We start from the raw sequence: 17966 nt of genomic DNA on the forward strand, positions 1-17966 counted from the left end.
TATAGAAGGGACGAGAGAATTTGTACTCCCGCGGTACCACCCAAATTAGTGATTACACTCGGCTCAAGCTTCCTTAACGCGGAAGAAACGACACACGTTGTTTCACGCGGGCAGACTCAGAAGGCGAGTTCAACTTGCATTCTTACTAGCTCCCACCAACCGCTAGCTCTCTAAAAAGAACCACAAATCTACTATTCCTCATCACAGTCTTTACATGATATTGCATTTATTCTAATGGAAAGTATTGAAAAGCACAAGCCTTTGTTTACAGCTTACCCATTACTGAACAATTAAATCCTTTTCTTCCTTAGACTTTGATAAATCCTGACATTCATGAAAAGCAAAGTGCTGACAACCAATACATTGATTGACGTTTAAATAATGGAAAGCTTTTGTAATCGCTTCTCCAGTATGCTGAAAAAAATGCTGCGCGCCTATTTTATCGTAAAGTCCATTGTGCTGCAGAGCATCCTTTAAATCTCCTTGCACACCCGTTACCAAAATAGTACCGCCCTGTGCTGTATAATTTTCAATGATATTGCTAAAATATGCTTCTCCAGTAGAATCCATAAAGGGCACTTTCCCCATCCGTAATATCAAAACTCTTGGTTGCTGATGCAAAGTACTTTCAATCGTTTGTTCAAACATTTGTGCAGCACCAAAAAACAACGGCCCTTCAATTGTGTACATACTAATTTGCGGGCAATCATGCTGCTGATGCACTACATGTGGCTGTACCTTTTCACTTTTATTTGAATGATCTGGAAGTACTTTTGTAACAACAAGCTTTTCACTCATGCGTTTCGCAAATAATAGCACAGCCAGCACAAGCCCTACCTCAACTGCTAATGTAAGACTAGTGAATACCGTTAATAAAAAGGTAATCAATAATACTAGTGTGTCGCCTGATTTTAATTTTGCGATATGTGAAAAATGATGTCGTTCACTCATATTCCAGGCTACGACCATCAGTACCGGAGCCATGCTTGCTAACGGAATATGAGATGCATATGGAGCTAATAACAATAATGTGATTAAAACAAACACACCATGAATGATACCCGACATGGGAGATACTGCGCCTGTTTTGATATTGGTCGCTGTGCGTGCAATGGCGCCTGTTGCTGGAATACCACCGAATAAAGGCGTCACAATATTAGCAATCCCCTGACCAATTAACTCACGATTACTGTTATGCTTACTATTTGTCATTCCATCCGCCACAACTGCCGATAATAGAGACTCAATACCACCTAGCATTGCAATGACAAACGCGGGACCAATAAGTTGTTGTAATCGTTCGAGCGTGATGTTCGGTAAGGCGAAATGAGGTAATGTATTAGGAATCTGACCATAAGCGGTTGCAATAGTAGCAACTTGTCCTGAAAAGAAGAAAGTTGCCATCAGTGTAGAGACAATGATACCCGCTAATGCTCCAGGAACCTTTGGAAAAAACTTTGGTGTTATCATTATTGTCGCCAAGCATACGGCGGCAGTAAGAATACTATACGTATTTGTCGTACCAAGCTGCTTAATGATTTCCTGTATGTTGGCGATAAAATATTCATGTCTTTTAACATTTGTTAGGCCTAGAAAGTTAGCGATTTGACCTGTAAAAATAATCACAGCTATCCCTGCTGTAAAACCAACTGTTACAGGACGTGGAATAAACTTAATTAAAGTCCCTAACTTAAAAAAGCCCATGACACAAAGCAATACCCCTGCCATTAAACCCGCAAGTAATAAATCTTCATAACCATAGGTAAGTACAATCCCCAATAGAATTGGCACAAACGCCCCCGTAGGCCCTCCTATTTGATATTTAGAACCGCCAAAGAGAGAAATAAGAATACCTGCAATGCAAGCCGTATAAATCCCATATTCTGGTTTCACACCCGATGCTATGGCAAAGGACATGGCAAGCGGAATAGCAACGATTCCCACAATAATCCCTGACAATAAATCCTTCTTTACATGTTGAACTGAATATCCTTCAAAGCGTCCTGTAAACAGTGACTTCATAGATAAATCTTCCCTTCGAAATAATAAGCAAAGCCCAATTTGTCATCATCATTGATTTACTTATTCTCTTCGTCACCTTCATTACTTGTCATTTCCTCTAATCTCGAAATGGTATGAACCAAATGGTTATTAAAAATATCCTTTGCCACCCCAAGTAATGCACCAATCATTGGGTCACTTAAAGAATAATAAACTTTTTTGCCTTCCTTGACGCCATAAACAATATTTTTAGCACGCAATACACTTAATTGCTGAGAAACAGCAGAACCCTCTTTCTCTAAGCAATCTTGAATCTCATTGACACTTTTCTGTCCATCTACAAGGAGTTCAAGTATTCTAATGCGTAACGGATGTGCTAATGCTTTGAAAAAATCTGCTTTAAACTGTTGTAAGCCCTCTTCCATAAAAAACCCCTCCATATAACTACATATTCAAATATTTGAATATGTATGATTGTAATCCTGTCACAACATTTTTTCAATATCTACTATAAAAAAAGAACAAAAACAAGTGCTTAACACTCGTTTTTGCTCTTTTCAGTGTATTAATCTGCTACTATTTTGTTCTTCTTTAAAGGATAATCGTATGTTAAACATGGAATAATCGCCAATAGTACGATGACCACCAATGTTAAAACGAGAGGAATCATGCCAAATTGATCTACCATAATACCACCAAATAGTGGACCAATCATCCGTCCTCCAGTAGCAGCACTATTGATAATCCCTTGATAGAATCCTTGACGACCTTTTGGTGCCAGTTGATTAGCAATCGTTGGTAATGCTGGCGTATAAAACATTTCGCCAAATGTTAAGACAAGCATCGCTGCTCCAAACATTTTAAAATCATTTGCAAAGGCAATAATACCAAAGGAAAGTGCGATCAGCGTTACACCAAATACTAACTGACGCTTTAAATTGTGTTCCCACCGCTTTACGAGCGGTGCAATGAGTGGTTGCCCAATGACAATTAGAAGACCGTTGATTGTCCAAAGTAGGCTGTATTGCTTTAATCCCAATCCTAAATCTTGTGTATAAGATGAAATGGTTGCACTCCATTGAGAATATGCTAGCCAGCATAAAACAGAGGATGCACTAATTATTAACAAAGCATAGAAAGGGGCCTTGTTTACGATTCGTTTACTTTCACTCAAGACATTTTTAGGTGCAATACTGCCCGCCTCCAAACGCTTAAATGTAAATAAGGCAATGAAAAAGAATAAAATATACATACCTAAATTTACTTTAAACACATAGTCAAATTGATAATCTGCCACTATACCTGCAAGGGCAGGACCTACGGCAACACCGACATTTTGTGCTAAATAGATAGTATTAAAAGCCTTACGTCCACCTTCGGGCCAGGCAGCTCCAGCTAAGGCAAACATACCCGGAAAAACAATGCCCCCACTAAAGCCTAGTATCGTTAAAAACCACACATAATGTGGCCAACCATGCCAAATTGTTAAGCCAATTAATGAAGCAATCGTTAACAGAATACCAAGCATAATAGCTTTATAGCCACCAATTCTATCAAATAAGTAACCACCTAATAGATTGCCTATTACTCCAGCAGCAGAATTCAACATTAAGACAAAACCAGCCATAGCTAAAGATTTGCCTAAATAATCATGCATATAAATGGCATTCAAAGGCCATAAAAAAGAGTTGCCTGTTGTGTTCACAAGCATTCCGATAATTAAAAACCAAACACGTTTTGGCATAGAATGACCTCCATTATTTCGCTTCTCTAAATAGCTAGTGTATGCTGAAATACTTAAAAGTACAAGGAAAATAATTTTACCTTTTTTACAAGACTTCTATCCTATTTTCCATCATATTTAGTTATGTTCCTTTCCATTTTTCTTTATCCAAATCTTGATAATACCCTTACCCCATGACGGAACGAAATGCACATGATAGAATAGAGCGTTAGAGGAGTGAAATAAATGACAGAGACGAATTTTCCTTTTCCTTCAGAGGGGAAAAGATACTATACATGGAATCGCTATTTACGTGACCAATTTGGTCATAAAGTATTTAAAGTGGCCTTAGATGCAGGATTTGATTGCCCTAACCGCGACGGCACAGTCGCTTTCGGTGGCTGTACATTTTGCAGTGCTGCAGGTTCTGGTGATTTTGCTGGCAATAAGGTAGATCCAATTGATGTTCAATTTGCTGAAATCCGAGACAAAATGCATCAGAAATGGAAGGATGGCAAATACATGGCTTATTTCCAAGCCTACACAAATACACATGCCCCTTTGCCAGTTTTAAAAGAAAAATTTGAAGCAGCTTTAGCGCAAGAAGGTGTAGTAGGTCTTTCTATTGCTACTCGCCCTGATTGTTTACCCGATGATGTTGTCGAATATTTAGCAGAGTTAAATGAACGGACGTATTTATGGATTGAGCTCGGTCTACAAACGGTGCATGAGAAAACGGCTAATCTTATTAATCGCGCCCATGATTATGCAACGTATGTGGAAGGCGTTGAAAAATTGCGTAAGCATGGCATTCGTGTTTGCTCACATATCATTAATGGGTTGCCTCTCGAAGACTATGACATGATGATGGAAACGGCACGAGCAGTTGCTCAATTAGATGTCCAAGGCATTAAAATCCACTTACTTCATCTATTAAAAGGAACGCCTATGGTGAAGCAATATGAAAAAGGTATGCTAGAGTTTTTAGATCAAGATGTCTATACAAAACTAGTAGCAGACCAATTGGAAATTTTACCACCAGAGATGGTCATTCATCGTATTACAGGTGATGGACCGATTGATTTAATGATTGGACCAATGTGGAGTGTCAATAAATGGGAAGTACTGAATGGCATTGACGCTGAGCTTGAACGTCGTGGTAGTTGGCAAGGGAAGTTGTATAAGACAGAGGTTACGAAATGAAACTACAACGCGTTTTACAATATGCCCAGCAGTTATTAAAAGATAATATAGAAGAGGGAGATACAGTTGTTGATGCAACTGCTGGAAACGGTCATGACACATTGTTTCTGGCACAGCTTGTTGGGGATGAAGGACAAGTTTATGCCTTTGATGTCCAAAAAAAGGCGGTTGACACGACACTCCTTCGACTTTTAGATCATGGTTTAGAACATCGAGCACTCGTTTTAAATAAAGGGCATGAAGAAGTCAAACAGTTTGTACACAAGCCAGTAGCTGCGGCAATCTTTAATCTCGGCTATTTACCTGGTAGCAACCATGATATTATTACAAGGCCTAATACAACAATTCAAGCTCTTGAAGATATATTAAAGCTCTTGAAAGTGGGCGGTTTGATTGTTCTTGTTATTTATCATGGTCATCCAGGTGGAAAAGAAGAACGTGATAAGGTCATTGATTATGTAAGTCAACTTCCACAAAAATATATCCATGTCTTAAAATACGCATTTCTTAATCAACAAAATGATCCACCATTCGTCATTGCGTTAGAAAAAATGAAAGAATATCCTATTTAATACTATTGTTGAGGACAAGCTAAAAGGCGATCAGCTAGTTTCTATCAAACTAGCTGATCGCCTTGCTTTATCTACTTGTTATTACGTTTTTCATTATAGTCAACCCAGAAATCTGCACCTTTAATTCCTAATTTACGAGGATCAAAGACTGGGTCTTTTCCTTCTTTTTTCTGTTTCTCGTAATCTTTTAATGCAACAATAGCTGGTTTCATAATAATTAAAATAGCTATAACATTAATCCAAACCATCAGACCAAGGCCTACATCACCCATTGCCCATGCTAGACCAGACGTACGGATTGTACCATAGAAGGCCGCAACTAAAATGGCAATTTTGGCAATCCAGATGAATACCTTTTCTGTGCTACCTCTAAATAAGTAAGCAACATTTGTTTCTGCAATATAGTAGTAAGCCATAATTGTTGTAAAGGCAAAGAAGAATAACGCTATGGCTACAAACGGAGCTCCAAAGCCAGGTAATGATGAGTCAACTGCATATTGTGTATACGCAGCTCCTGCTTCAATACTTTTCGCAAAAGTCATTTGCTCATCGCCTGCTAATCCACCACTATTGAATTCTCCAACATGAATAAATGGATCTGCGCCTTCAGCTGCCTTTTCATCTTGCACATTATACATACCTGTAAATAAAATCATAAAGGCCGTAGCAGAACAAATTAATAATGTATCAATATACACAGACGCTGCTTGAACAATTCCTTGCTTAGCAGGATGCGATACTTCCGCAGCTGCCGCAGGGTGAGCTCCAGTTCCTTGACCAGCTTCATTGGAGTAAATTCCACGTTTAACACCCCAAGCAATCGCTGAACCAATAACGCCGCCAAAAATTTCTTGAGCCCCAAAGGCACTAGAAAAAATTAATCCGATAACTGTTGGTACTTGTGAAATATTCATAAAGATAATGATAATGGCCATAATGATATAAGCTAATGCCATAAATGGTACAATTATTTGAGCAGCGTTTGCAATCGATTTAATACCACCAATGATAATAGCACCTAGTAACACAACAATTATAAGTCCTGTGATCCATGTATCCAAACCGAAAGCGTTTTCAACAGCACCTGCGATGGCATTTGACTGCACACCAGGCATCAAAATTAACATTGCAATTAAAGCAGCTACAGCAAAAATAACTGCAAACCATTTTTGACCCATTCCTTTTTCTATGTAAAAGGCCGGTCCACCACGATATTCTGTATCTTTCTCTTCTTTATAGATTTGAGCTAATGTTGACTCTACATACGCGGTAGCCGCACCAATGAAAGCGATTGCCCACATCCAAAAGACAGCACCAGGTCCTCCCATTCCAATTGCTGTCGCAGTACCAGCAATATTACCTGTACCTACACGTCCTGATAATGCGATAGACATTGCTTGGAAAGAAGATATTCCCTTTTCCGATTTCTCCCCTTTAAACATTAAAACAAACATATCTTTAATGTGCCTTACCTGTAGGAACCTTGTGATAATTGAGAAAAATAACCCAATCAATAAGATACCATAAATAAACCATGGTCCCCATAAAATACCATTCAACTTCTCCACAATTACATCCATTTTACCCCTCCAATTTAAAATACCTTACTTTAGATCATTATAGTATTACACTTTTCAGAAAATTACAATATTATTTTTGAGTAACAATATTTAAGTAAGTAACCTAGTAAATGGAAGGGTATAAACCTATTTAATTATATAACCAATTCTTCGAAGAGCATTATTAATAAAATCTCGTATATACATAAAAATTTCTTCGCGCTCTCCCTCATGGAATAAATTATGATAACAATTTGCCCATTCTTTAAACTGAAATTCCGTGAATTCCTGTTGATGAAGCCAATTTCGAGTTTGGCGAGTGTCCGTAATTTTATCCTTCTCAGCTGTCATAATGAGCATAGGCATATTTGGCATTTCACCTTTAGGCAGCATCACTAAATTTTTCATCATCTGCTGAAGCTCTCGATACCATTTCACAGAAACAACAGACATGAGCGGTACCTCATCTTTCATTTCTTCTCTGCCTTCAACACTACGCGTTAATTTCTCTAATGTAATGTCATGTGTCAATTTAACATTCGCTGTTAACGCACTTAGACTTGTTAAAGCATTTGTTAATTTACCTGGTAATAGCTTTAGTTGCAACCAAGGTGATGTTAAAATAATGCCCGCACATTCATATTGTCTCTTTTGCATTGTATGGAGGATTAATGTTGCACCTAGTCCATGTCCTATTACAAAGGTTGGTAAATTATATGAAAAAGCATTCTCAATCAGGTTTCTTGTATACTTATTGTACAATTTGAAGTCTTCATCATGGACTCGAGCAAACCTTGCATTACCCCCATGATTCGGTAAATCCCCCATGACTATGTGGAAGCCTTCTAATCTTAATTTCTCTATCAGCCATGCATACCAACGGTGATTTTCATAAGCACCATGAAGAATAGCAATCACAGCTTTTGCTTGTCCATCAGCTTCCCATTTCCACATTTACATAGTCCTCCTAAAAAATAATTACACTTTGATTATATCGAAATAAATAGCACATTTTAATTTTATATTTCCATAATGTTGCGTATTTGATACGATAATACTACATTATAGAAAGAAAAGAGGCGATTTTCATGATTTATCCATTTAAAGATAAAACGCCAAAGATCGATCCATCTGTTTTCATTGCTGATTATGCAACTGTTACGGGCGACGTAACAATTGGCGCCGAAACAACCATTTGGTTTAATACGGTTATTCGTGGTGATGTTTCCCCAACGATTATCGGTAAACGTGTCAGTATTCAAGATCTTTGCTGTTTACACCAAAGCCCAAAATATCCGCTCATTATTGAAGATGAGGTAACAGTTGGACACCAAGTCACTTTACATAGTTGTACAATTCGCAAAAATGCCTTAATTGGTATGGGATCCATTATTTTAGACGGAGCTGAGATTGGAGAAGGTGCATTTATTGGAGCAGGAAGCCTAGTACCTCCTGGTAAAGTCATTCCTCCAAATAGTCTAGCTTTAGGTCGTCCAGCAAAAGTTGTCCGAGAATTAAATGCTGAGGATAAAGAGGATATGGAACGCATCGTACGAGAATACGCAGAAAAAGGTCAATATTATAAATCACTTCAAAAATAAATAATCTACACAAAAAAATTAATACCAACGAAAAAATCCCTCGCGTTTTCGTGTACCGAATATGTTCACGAATCCTAGCGAGGTATTTTTTATAAAACAAAAGGAGCAATATTGCTCCTTTGCTTATTAATACATTAGAATAATTTTCTAATGACTTCATTACTTTAGTTCAATAGTTTATAAACATGCTTTTTCTCGTAACGCGTCTGCTTTATCAATTTGCTCCCATGGTACATTTAAATCTGTACGACCAAAATGTCCATATGCAGCAGTTTGTTTATAAATGGGACGACGAAGATCAAGCATTTTAATGATACCTGCTGGGCGTAAATCGAATAGCTCGCGTACCCATTCAACGATCTCGCTTTCTTTCACTCTACCTGTGCCAAATGTATCGACAGCAATGGAAACAGGCTGCGCAACGCCAATCGCATAAGCGAGTTGCACTTCAGCACGCTCTGCTAAGCCAGCTGCTACGATATTTTTCGCTACATAACGTGCTGCATATGCCGCTGAACGGTCTACCTTGGTTGCATCCTTACCTGAGAAGGCACCACCACCGTGACGTGCATAACCACCGTATGTATCAACAATGATTTTACGTCCTGTTAATCCAGCATCACCTTTTGGTCCACCAATTACAAAACGGCCAGTTGGATTGATAAAGTATTTCGTATTAGCATCTAATAATTCACTTGGTACAACTGGTGCAATAACAAATTCTTTTAAATCTGCTTGAATTTGTTCAAGTGTTGCTTCTTCATCATGCTGTGTTGAAATAACAATTGTATCCACGCGAACCGGTACATTATTGTCATCATATTCTATCGTTACTTGCGTTTTACCATCAGGACGTAAATAGGCAAGTTCACCTGATTTACGTACTTCTGTTAAACGGCGTGCTAATTTGTGTGCCAAGCTAATTGGTAATGGCATTAGCTCTGGTGTTTCATTACATGCATAGCCAAACATTAAGCCTTGGTCACCAGCACCAATTGCTTCAATATCTGCATCTGTCATAGAGCCTTCACGTGCCTCTAATGCCTGATCAACACCTTGAGCAATATCAGGTGATTGTTCACCAATTGCCACAAGCACCGCTAAGTTCTCAGCATCAAAGCCATATTTACCTCGTGTATAGCCAATTTCAGCTACAGTGTCACGAACAATACCTTTAATATCTACATAAGTAGAAGTTGTAATTTCTCCTGCTACTAATACTAATCCTGTTGTTACAGTTGTTTCACACGCTACACGTGCATTTGGATCTTCTGCTAAAATAGCATCTAAAATGGCATCCGAGATTTGGTCACAAATCTTATCTGGATGTCCTTCTGTTACACTCTCTGATGTAAACAGTCGACGGTTTGTCATTTGGTTTTCCTCCTAAATACTCTTACAATAAGTAGTTGTGTATGAATACGGTACTCATTACCCATGTCAAGTCCGCTCCTAAGGATTGAACTCTCAAGCCGTTACTGCTGCTTTTATCACGAGGATTTCGAAAGATCCGTCATTATAATAAGGAAAGAACTACATATACTTACCTTTACATTGATTTTTAACAATAAAAAAATCCTTTTCTCACGTTACTTTACATGAGGAAAGGAATAATGACTGCGTAACCTTTCACTCTTATCGTTCAAGGGATGTTCCCTTGCATCAGGTTGGCACCAACGCATGTCGTGAAATAGTTCATGCAGGTTGCCGGGTTTCACAGGGCCTGACCCTCCACCAGCTCGGGATAAGAGTATCCGTTCAATCTCATGTTACTGAAAAGGTCGAACGTTGTCAAATATTTTCTTATGTATTACTGTATAGAAAGGAAAGAACTTATTACACAAAAACTTTTCATACTTGGATGATGATGTAAATAGAAGCAAATTAATCCCTACAACATACCTAGCTACTTGTGGTAACATATGTGTGGCTCAATCTTCATGCCTAATTACAGTAGGATTGATGGTATTCTCCTCGAAAAACATTATTTTTTGTCAGTTTATTGAAAAGTGGTAAAAACTCTAAAATAATTTCTTAATTAGTATAGATTATTTAAGCAATTGTGTTATACTATTTTTGAAATTAAGAAAAAATCCCTCTAAATCAAGGGAATACTATAAAAAAGGATGGTATTTAATCGATGAATTCAGTAGAAATTGCAAACGAACTGAAGGAATTATTAAACGGCGGTAACATTAATGTTCAACTTTCAGTACCACAATTAGCAGAAAAAGCTACATCTCGTGGTGAAGCAATGTTAACAGTAGATGGCGCAGTTCGTGCAGAAACTGGCAAATACACTGGTCGTTCACCTAAAGATAAATATACGGTAGAAGAAGAAAGCACAAAAGATCAAATTGACTGGGGTAAAGTAAACCAACCAATTTCTTCTGAAGTGTTCGATAACCTATATGTAAAAGTAATAAAATATTTAAAAGAACGTGACGAGTTATTCGTATTCAAAGGCTTTGCAGGTGCTGACAAAGATTCACAATTAAGCATTCAAGTTATTAATGAATACGCATGGCACAATCTTTTTGCTCATCAATTATTTATCCGTCCAACAGCAGATGAATTAGCTTCTCATGTTGCTGACTTCACTGTCATCTCAGCTCCTAACTTTAAAGCAGATCCTGCGGTTGATGGTACTGCTTCTGAAACATTCATCATCGTATCACTTGAAAAGAAAATTATTTTAATTGGTGGTACAGAATATGCTGGTGAAATGAAAAAATCTATCTTTGGTATCATGAACTACTTATTACCACAACAAGGTATTCTTTCAATGCACTGCTCAGCAAACGTTGGTGAAGCTGGCGATGTGGCGTTATTCTTCGGTCTATCTGGTACTGGTAAAACGACGTTATCAGCTGATCCTGATCGTAAGCTAATCGGTGACGATGAACACGGTTGGTCTGATAATGGTGTGTTCAACATTGAGGGTGGTTGCTATGCAAAAACAATCAACCTTTCTGCTGAAAAAGAACCAGAAATCTACAATGCAATCCGCTTCGGCTCTGTATTAGAAAACGTAGCTGTTGATCCAGAAACTCGTATTTGTGACTATGACGATGGTTCACTAACAGAAAATACACGTGTAGCTTATCCAATCCAATATATCGAAAATATCGTTGATCCTTCTGTTGCAGGTCATCCAAAAACAATCATCTTCCTAACAGCTGATGCATTTGGCGTGTTACCTCCAATCAGTAAATTAACAAAAGAACAAGCAATGTATCACTTCCTAAGCGGGTTCACTTCTAAACTTGCTGGAACTGAACGTGGTGTGACTGAGCCAGAACCAGTATTCTCTACTTGCTTCGGTTCTCCTTTCCTTCCGCTTCCCGCAACAGTATACGCAGAAATGTTAGGTCAAAAAATTGACGAGCACGGTGCACAGGTATACTTAGTAAACACTGGTTGGACTGGTGGCGAATATGGCACAGGTAGCCGTATGAAACTTTCATACACACGTACAATGGTCCGTGCAGCAATCGATGGTAAATTAGCAGATGTTGAAACAACACAAGATGCTGTGTTTGGTTTACACATTCCAACAGCAGTTGAAGGAGTACCTTCAGAAGTGTTAAATCCTCGTGAAGCTTGGGCAGATAAAGCTGCATACGATGCAAAAGCTGCTGAGCTTGCAGGCTTATTCAACGAAAACTTCAAGAAATTCTCAAACGTTTCTGAAGCCATCACTACACTTGGTGGCCCATTAAAGTAACGTCTATATAAAAGACAAAGGGAACAAATTATTCGTTCCCTTTGTCTTTTTGTTTTCTCTACGCTTTATTGTTGTTTCATCCACTTGCAAAGAGCACGGACAGTTTCACGATTTTTTGCTGGTGGATATTGATGTGCATAGTGAAGATCATACCAAGTTTCGAATGATTTATTTGCTTCTTCTAAAAAAAATGCCAATTGTCTGGCATGTTCAATATCCACATTTTCATCACGATAGCCATGAATGATAAGAACGGGAGCTGTTATTCGCTCTATCTCAAAAAGAGGTGTTCTTGCATCATACGCTTCTGGTACACGATTAGGTGTTCCTCCAATAACGCGCTTCATCATCCTGCGCATATCTGTACGTTCCCAATAGGTGGCCGTTGCATCAGAAACACCTGCCCATGTTACAACAGAAGTAATATCCCTTCTTAAAATGGCTGTCCACAGAGCCATAATACCACCTCGTGAAAAACCAAAAACATGGATATTGTCATTGCAGAATTGTTTGAGTACATCTACGGCATAGACCGCATCGTAACGGTCTGCCCCTGCAAACTCGTCACGACCCTCTCCCCCACGATTCCCACGATAATATGGGGCAAATACGATAAAGCCCTGCGCCGCAAATTGTGCAATACGAGAGGGTCTGACCATCCCAATGCTTTGCATGCCGCCTCTTAAATATAAAAAGCCATCATATGTACCTTCTGCCTTTGGCTCTGCTAATAGTCCTTTTATACGTAAGCCCTGTGAAAGATAGGTTATTTCCGTTAAACGTATAGCTGGATTTGGTGAAGGATAGGGGCGTTTTTCGATAATATCACCATTGTATGTCACGATGTTTCAGCTCCTCCAGCATTTTCTTCATCCCCTCATCCTTCATGTGAAAACTCAAGTTAGGATGCTGAACAAATTCTTCATCGGTTAACCAAAGCATGCCTGACGTTTCTAAATCAAATTCTATATCCTCTTGCGCTAAAAATTGTGCAGTGAAAACAGTTTTACAAAAAACGATTTCATCATACACTGCATACTCTGCAAACCATTGAAGATTTTTCACATGAACACCCGTCTCTTCAAAAACTTCTCGAATCGCCGCCTCCTCTAATGTTTCGCCTTCTTCTAATTTCCCCCCTGGCACTTCTACACCACGTCGTTTATGGACAGTACATAACCATTTATTTTCATACTTTAAAAGGACAAGGACGTGTTTAGGTTTTACTTTAAATTCGCCTCTTGTAAAACTCAAATCTACTTGTAGGCCATGTAAATCTGTAAATGTTAACATCTCTTCACCCTCACGTTCTTTCTTGTTGCAAAACAAAAGTTACTTTCTTCATCAATACTTCTATTTTATGGACAGAATTTAATCATCATTCCAATTCCTATTCCTATCTCTATTAACTATATTGTAAACCTACAATGACAAGCAACCCTAAGCTACAGTCTTATAAAGCATGAAAAAAGCGTGCTTCATAGGAAGACACGCTTTTCTTTAAATTACTTGCTGACCGTCAAAATAGACGATAGGACTTTTCACAACACAATCAATATGAACATCTGACGCATTGGCTCCACCAAATGGCGCATTACTGCCAAAAGCGATATGGATGGTCCCATACACTTTCTCATCCTCTAATACATTGCCACATAGGATAGCACTTTTATTGGCTCCAATGCCAAACTCAGCAATAACTCTACCATTGCCTTCACCAAGTAATGCCAGTAGTCGTGGACCATCAGGACCGATTGCTTCTTCTAAGCGACCATTCTTTATTTTTAATAATAATGGCTCTTTTAAGACACCAATATTAGCAATAGAACCATCTACTAAAATCTCTCCATTCGCTGATGTTTCTATTGGTGCAATATAGGATTCTCCTGAAGGAATATTCCCATACTCACCAGGTTGACGAATCACCCCTGTGGAACGAATGCCGAAACGACCTTCTACACTGAACGTCAGCTCATGGCCATCCTTGATAATACGAATATCTTTTGCCGTATCAAGTAAAAGGACATATTTTTCTACTGTAGCTTCGATCTCCTGTGCATCTGCATGAAGGGCACCTTGCTCCAGCATCTCCAATGTTACCCCTGGCATTGTTGCTACACGTCCACCCTTTTCACAGGCATGTTTACGAGCCAATGTATGTGTTAGGGAGTGGGAGGTAATACACAGTGTAACATCGGCATTTGCCATAAGCTCAGAAACTGCATGGATTGGCTCCTGCCCTGATTTCTCTAACAGGGGCATCACCATGAACATTGTATTTGCAGTAATTGACAGTCCAGCTTCATAAAAATTTTTCGCGATGTCTTGTTTGTGGCTATCCGTCAAAATTAATAGTGACTCTGAAGATTGAACATTTAAATTGCCTTTTAAAACATTTAGTGCAATGTCATGTAAATGATGCATAATAGGACTCCTTAATTAAAATTCAAATGATATCTACGAATAATTCCTTCTATTTCATTTCTAGCTTCCGTTAAAGGTCCCAAAAACTCAGGAACACGTTGCTCTGTAAAACGATAAATTGGTCCAGAAACGGTAATAGACGCTACGACCTGTTCCTCACTATTAAATATAGGCATAGCTAGCGCCAATACATCGACCGAATACTCACTGTTACTAAGTGCATAGCCACATGTTCTAATTTTTTCTAGCTCTGCCCTTATTTCTGTGGCATCTGTCATTGTATTATTTGTATAAGCTGTTAATGGTTCATCTATAACCTTTGCAATTTGTTCTTCATTTAAAAAAGCAAGCATCGAACGATAAGATGCTCCTACATACAGTGGCGATCTACTTCCTCTTGAAACTGTAAACTTCACCTTATTTACAGGCTCTGCTTTCAATAATGTTAACGCTTCCAGTCCATTCAGTACGGTAAAAATGGCTGTTTCACCAGTGACATCCTTTAATTTTTCAAGAACTGGCATACATAGCTGATCTATGTTTAATGAATCATACATATTCATACCTATTTCCCATAGTGCAATTCCCAGAGAATATTTTTTTGTTATAGGATCTTTTGTAATAAACCCATTATTTTCGAAGGTTTCAAGAATGCGATATAAATTTGTATGATTCATGTTCATCGCCAGTGCTAACTCTCGACCACCCCATGTGGGCTTTTCCTTTGTAAACATTTTTAAAACCGCAATTGATAAATTTAATGTCTTTAGCATATCTCTCATCCTTCTGAACTATTTATCTGTACAAACGGCTGCAAATCTCTCTCTTAAGGGGGAAATAATTGACAGATTTAGCAGCCGTCAGCACCTGATATCACTTTATCAAAAGTAAGAGAGTAGCTAATCTCTTACTTTTGATATAGGAAATCAACAGCAGCAGTTATATAAACTTTTGCACAGCGTACGATATCCTCAACACGCACTTTTTCATTATAACCATGAATACTTGGTAAATAAGCTGGGCCGTATTGCAATACAGGAATATCATATTGTCTGAAATGACGAGCGTCACTGCTTGCCCATTGCATGACACCATATGCCTCTTGCCCTGTCACATACGATATATTTTCCACTATCGATTGGCAAACAGGATTTTCAGCAGGCGTATAATTGGCTACGCTTTTGAAGCCAAAACGTTGGATTGAATAATCCATAGCCAAGCCATCTAGTTTAGTTGTCAAGATTTCAGTTACTTCTTCTTGTGTAATACCAAATGGTAAACGACAATCGACCTGGACCTTACAGTAATCTGGGATTACGTTTGACTTCGTACCTCCCTCAATTGTACCAATATTTACAGTAATTTTCTCTAAAACTTCTTGATATTTCAAGCGATCTTTCTCCACTTCACGCATGTATTTTTTTGATACCTCAATAAGTAGCTGTACCTCTTCAGGAATTGTGATTTCTACATCCCATAGTGTACGAATCTCTTCTATAGCTCGAATTGCATCGACAATGGCATTTCGTCCAGCCAATGGTGATAGACTTCCATGACCAGGTTCCCCACGCACCTCTAATTCAAACCAGTAAGAGCCCTTTTGTCCAATGGTTGGGTTTAAAGGTGAAGAGGGCTCAGCGATTAAACAACCATCTCCCTGCACATAGCCTCGCTCTAACAGCCAAGGAACACCGAATTCACCGCCAGTTTCTTCATCTGGTACGATCGCCAAAGTTAATTTCCCTGGTAGTTCAATGTTCAGTTTCTTTAATAGCTTTGTTGCAAAAATAATACCTGCTAAACCGGCTTTCATATCACTCGCCCCACGGCCAAGCATCCAGCCATCCTTCACTTCTCCTGAAAACGGATCAAAATCCCATTTTGATAGATCACCGACAGGAACAACATCGGTATGGCCACAATAAACGAGTTCTTTTCCTTCCCCATTTCCAATAGAAGCTACTAAATTAAACATTTTATCTGCAGCTTCATATTTTTGATAAGTAATGCCTACTTCATTTAAATAATTTTCGATAAAAGCTGTTATTTCAGTCGTATCCCCCGGAGGATTGACACTTGGAATTTGAATGAGCTTTGAACAAAACGCTATCAATTCATCTTGATGATTTTCAACTGCATCTACTAATTGAGCTTTAAGTGCTTGTAAATCATTCATGTGTGTGTACCTCTTTTCCTTTCGTTTGTAAATGACTCATGCTACCATATAAGCCTTTCATATGTGTAAATTGTGTTTCATCAAAGAAAGAGCATTTATTAGCACCATAAGTTTTTGCTACCTCTAACACAAATCGCACAACATTTTCTACATCTGTGACATGGGTTGCACCTGTTGCACAGCCTGCCACAACAGATTCAGTTGTAATCGCTACACCTACAACAGGGCTAGATGTTGCAACTGCTGGTTGTAAAATACTATTGATATGGAATAAACCATTCCCATATGGTGTAATGTCTTGCATCGTGATCGGCAGAACAACTGGAGAAATGCCAGCAGATTGTGTATAAACGTGCAATAAATCATCACTAATTTTTAATATGTAACCTTCTTTGACAGTTGGAGTTATAGCAAATCCTTTATGGTTACATACTAGATTGCCTTTTGTTGTATCAATGGATAGAATAGCATCCATTGTATCTTCTACTTCATTTTCGTTCATGACACTAATATCCACTGGAGAGTTCATAAATGGCACTGGCTCATGTGGTAAGGTTGGAGCTGTTGGACAAATATGTGTGGAGAAAATAACGTCACCCTCTAGTTGATCACCCTTTAAGGCCATATCAATAGCTTTGGCTGCTCCTGCCAGACATGCTAGTGCACCGTCTCCATCTGATACAAAGCCTGTCATTTCAGGGCGTGCTCCAATACCACCTAATCGTCCTATAATTCCTAATGTAGGTGCATTCCCGCCAGAGGATTTACCGTTCTTTCCTTTCACGAGGACGCGAACAAAATCAGTTGAGCCGCTTTCGCCTTGAATAGTTTTTACCTTGACATCTGCTGTGGAATCAATATTGTGTAAATACTCTTTAATCGTGTCTCCGTTTACATAAATACTATCCATTACCTCGTATAATTCAATAACATGCTTCAATGACATAATCAGTCCGCTCCTTTTTCTGCTTCAATAAATT

General features: G+C 38.6%; 16 protein-coding genes, 1 riboswitch and 1 other annotated feature. Of the genes, 4 read left to right on the plus strand and 12 right to left on the minus strand.

The genetic code is table 11. The features are described 5' to 3' along the window. Nucleotides 1-3 precede the first annotated feature (3 nt). Nucleotides 4-214, minus strand: a binding site (T-box leader). 65 nt (nucleotides 215-279) lie between these two features. From NP781_RS16455 to NP781_RS16465, 3 genes are all read right to left on the minus strand, one after another. Next, entirely contained in the window at nucleotides 280-2022 is a 1743-nt protein-coding gene (locus tag NP781_RS16455; protein ID WP_221681051.1) for a SulP family inorganic anion transporter, read from the minus strand. 56 nt (nucleotides 2023-2078) lie between these two features. Beyond that, nucleotides 2079-2426, minus strand: a complete 348-nt coding sequence (locus NP781_RS16460; RefSeq protein ID WP_221681052.1) for an ArsR/SmtB family transcription factor — start codon at nucleotides 2424-2426, stop codon at nucleotides 2079-2081. A 140-nt stretch (nucleotides 2427-2566) separates the two neighbouring features. Then, complete coding sequence (locus NP781_RS16465; RefSeq protein WP_221681053.1) at nucleotides 2567-3745, minus strand: MDR family MFS transporter; 1179 nt, start codon at nucleotides 3743-3745, stop codon at nucleotides 2567-2569. Nucleotides 3746-3970: 225 nt separating this feature from the next. On the opposite strand from NP781_RS16465, the gene NP781_RS16470 reads away from it, so the two are divergent. Further along, entirely contained in the window at nucleotides 3971-4927 is a 957-nt protein-coding gene (locus tag NP781_RS16470) for a tRNA modification radical SAM protein MnmL/YtqA (RefSeq protein ID WP_004225990.1), read from the plus strand. Further along, nucleotides 4924-5499 (plus strand): tRNA 5-(aminomethyl)-2-thiouridylate-methyltransferase MnmM, encoded by a 576-nt coding sequence (locus tag NP781_RS16475; protein WP_257520386.1) that lies wholly within the window; start codon nucleotides 4924-4926, stop codon nucleotides 5497-5499. Before NP781_RS16470 ends, NP781_RS16475 begins: the two co-directional genes overlap by 4 nt. A gap of 71 nt (nucleotides 5500-5570) precedes the next feature. Here NP781_RS16475 and NP781_RS16480 read toward each other — a convergent pair whose 3' ends face one another. Together NP781_RS16480 and NP781_RS16485 are read right to left on the minus strand one after the other, a co-directional pair. Further along, nucleotides 5571-7079, minus strand: a complete 1509-nt coding sequence (locus tag NP781_RS16480) for an alanine/glycine:cation symporter family protein (protein WP_221681056.1) — start codon at nucleotides 7077-7079, stop codon at nucleotides 5571-5573. 126 nt (nucleotides 7080-7205) lie between these two features. Next, entirely contained in the window at nucleotides 7206-8012 is an 807-nt protein-coding gene (locus tag NP781_RS16485; protein WP_221681057.1) for an alpha/beta hydrolase, read from the minus strand. Between the two features lie 134 nt (nucleotides 8013-8146). On the opposite strand from NP781_RS16485, the gene NP781_RS16490 reads away from it, so the two are divergent. Continuing rightward, nucleotides 8147-8659: a gamma carbonic anhydrase gene (locus NP781_RS16490; RefSeq protein WP_016994472.1), complete on the plus strand. Its 513-nt coding sequence runs from the start codon at nucleotides 8147-8149 to the stop codon at nucleotides 8657-8659. A gap of 177 nt (nucleotides 8660-8836) precedes the next feature. On the opposite strand, the gene metK is transcribed toward NP781_RS16490, so the two are convergent. Further along, a complete protein-coding gene (gene metK / locus NP781_RS16495) occupies nucleotides 8837-10033 on the minus strand; it encodes a methionine adenosyltransferase (RefSeq protein WP_221681059.1) in 1197 nt (398 codons plus the stop codon). Between the two features lie 258 nt (nucleotides 10034-10291). After that, nucleotides 10292-10410, minus strand: a riboswitch (SAM riboswitch). A gap of 389 nt (nucleotides 10411-10799) precedes the next feature. Here metK and pckA point away from each other — a divergent pair. Further along, nucleotides 10800-12386 (plus strand): phosphoenolpyruvate carboxykinase (ATP), encoded by a 1587-nt coding sequence (gene pckA / locus NP781_RS16500; protein ID WP_066038097.1) that lies wholly within the window; start codon nucleotides 10800-10802, stop codon nucleotides 12384-12386. 65 nt (nucleotides 12387-12451) lie between these two features. On the opposite strand, the gene NP781_RS16505 is transcribed toward pckA, so the two are convergent. The 6 genes from NP781_RS16505 to NP781_RS16530 form a co-directional block, all read right to left on the minus strand. Continuing rightward, nucleotides 12452-13228, minus strand: coding sequence for an alpha/beta hydrolase family protein (locus tag NP781_RS16505; protein ID WP_257520387.1), 777 nt, complete (start codon nucleotides 13226-13228; stop codon nucleotides 12452-12454). Beyond that, nucleotides 13212-13679 carry an NUDIX domain-containing protein gene (locus NP781_RS16510; protein WP_257520388.1) on the minus strand — a complete coding sequence of 156 codons (468 nt, stop codon included), beginning with the start codon at nucleotides 13677-13679 and terminating at the stop codon, nucleotides 13212-13214. Before NP781_RS16510 ends, NP781_RS16505 begins: the two co-directional genes overlap by 17 nt. Nucleotides 13680-13886: 207 nt before the next feature. Beyond that, nucleotides 13887-14810, minus strand: a complete 924-nt coding sequence (locus NP781_RS16515) for an aminopeptidase (protein WP_257520389.1) — start codon at nucleotides 14808-14810, stop codon at nucleotides 13887-13889. Nucleotides 14811-14821: 11 nt separating this feature from the next. Further along, complete coding sequence (locus NP781_RS16520; protein WP_221681063.1) at nucleotides 14822-15583, minus strand: IclR family transcriptional regulator; 762 nt, start codon at nucleotides 15581-15583, stop codon at nucleotides 14822-14824. 134 nt (nucleotides 15584-15717) lie between these two features. Next, the gene (locus NP781_RS16525; protein WP_257520390.1) at nucleotides 15718-16986 is read right to left on the minus strand and encodes a M20 family metallopeptidase; all 1269 of its coding nucleotides are present in this window, start codon (nucleotides 16984-16986) and stop codon (nucleotides 15718-15720) included. Further along, entirely contained in the window at nucleotides 16979-17932 is a 954-nt protein-coding gene (locus NP781_RS16530; protein ID WP_221681065.1) for a DUF1177 domain-containing protein, read from the minus strand. Before NP781_RS16530 ends, NP781_RS16525 begins: the two co-directional genes overlap by 8 nt. Between the last annotated feature and the right edge of the window lie 34 nt (nucleotides 17933-17966).

Source organism: Lysinibacillus sp. FN11, from assembly GCF_024628845.1.
In the GTDB taxonomy this organism is placed as follows: domain Bacteria; phylum Bacillota; class Bacilli; order Bacillales_A; family Planococcaceae; genus Lysinibacillus; species Lysinibacillus capsici.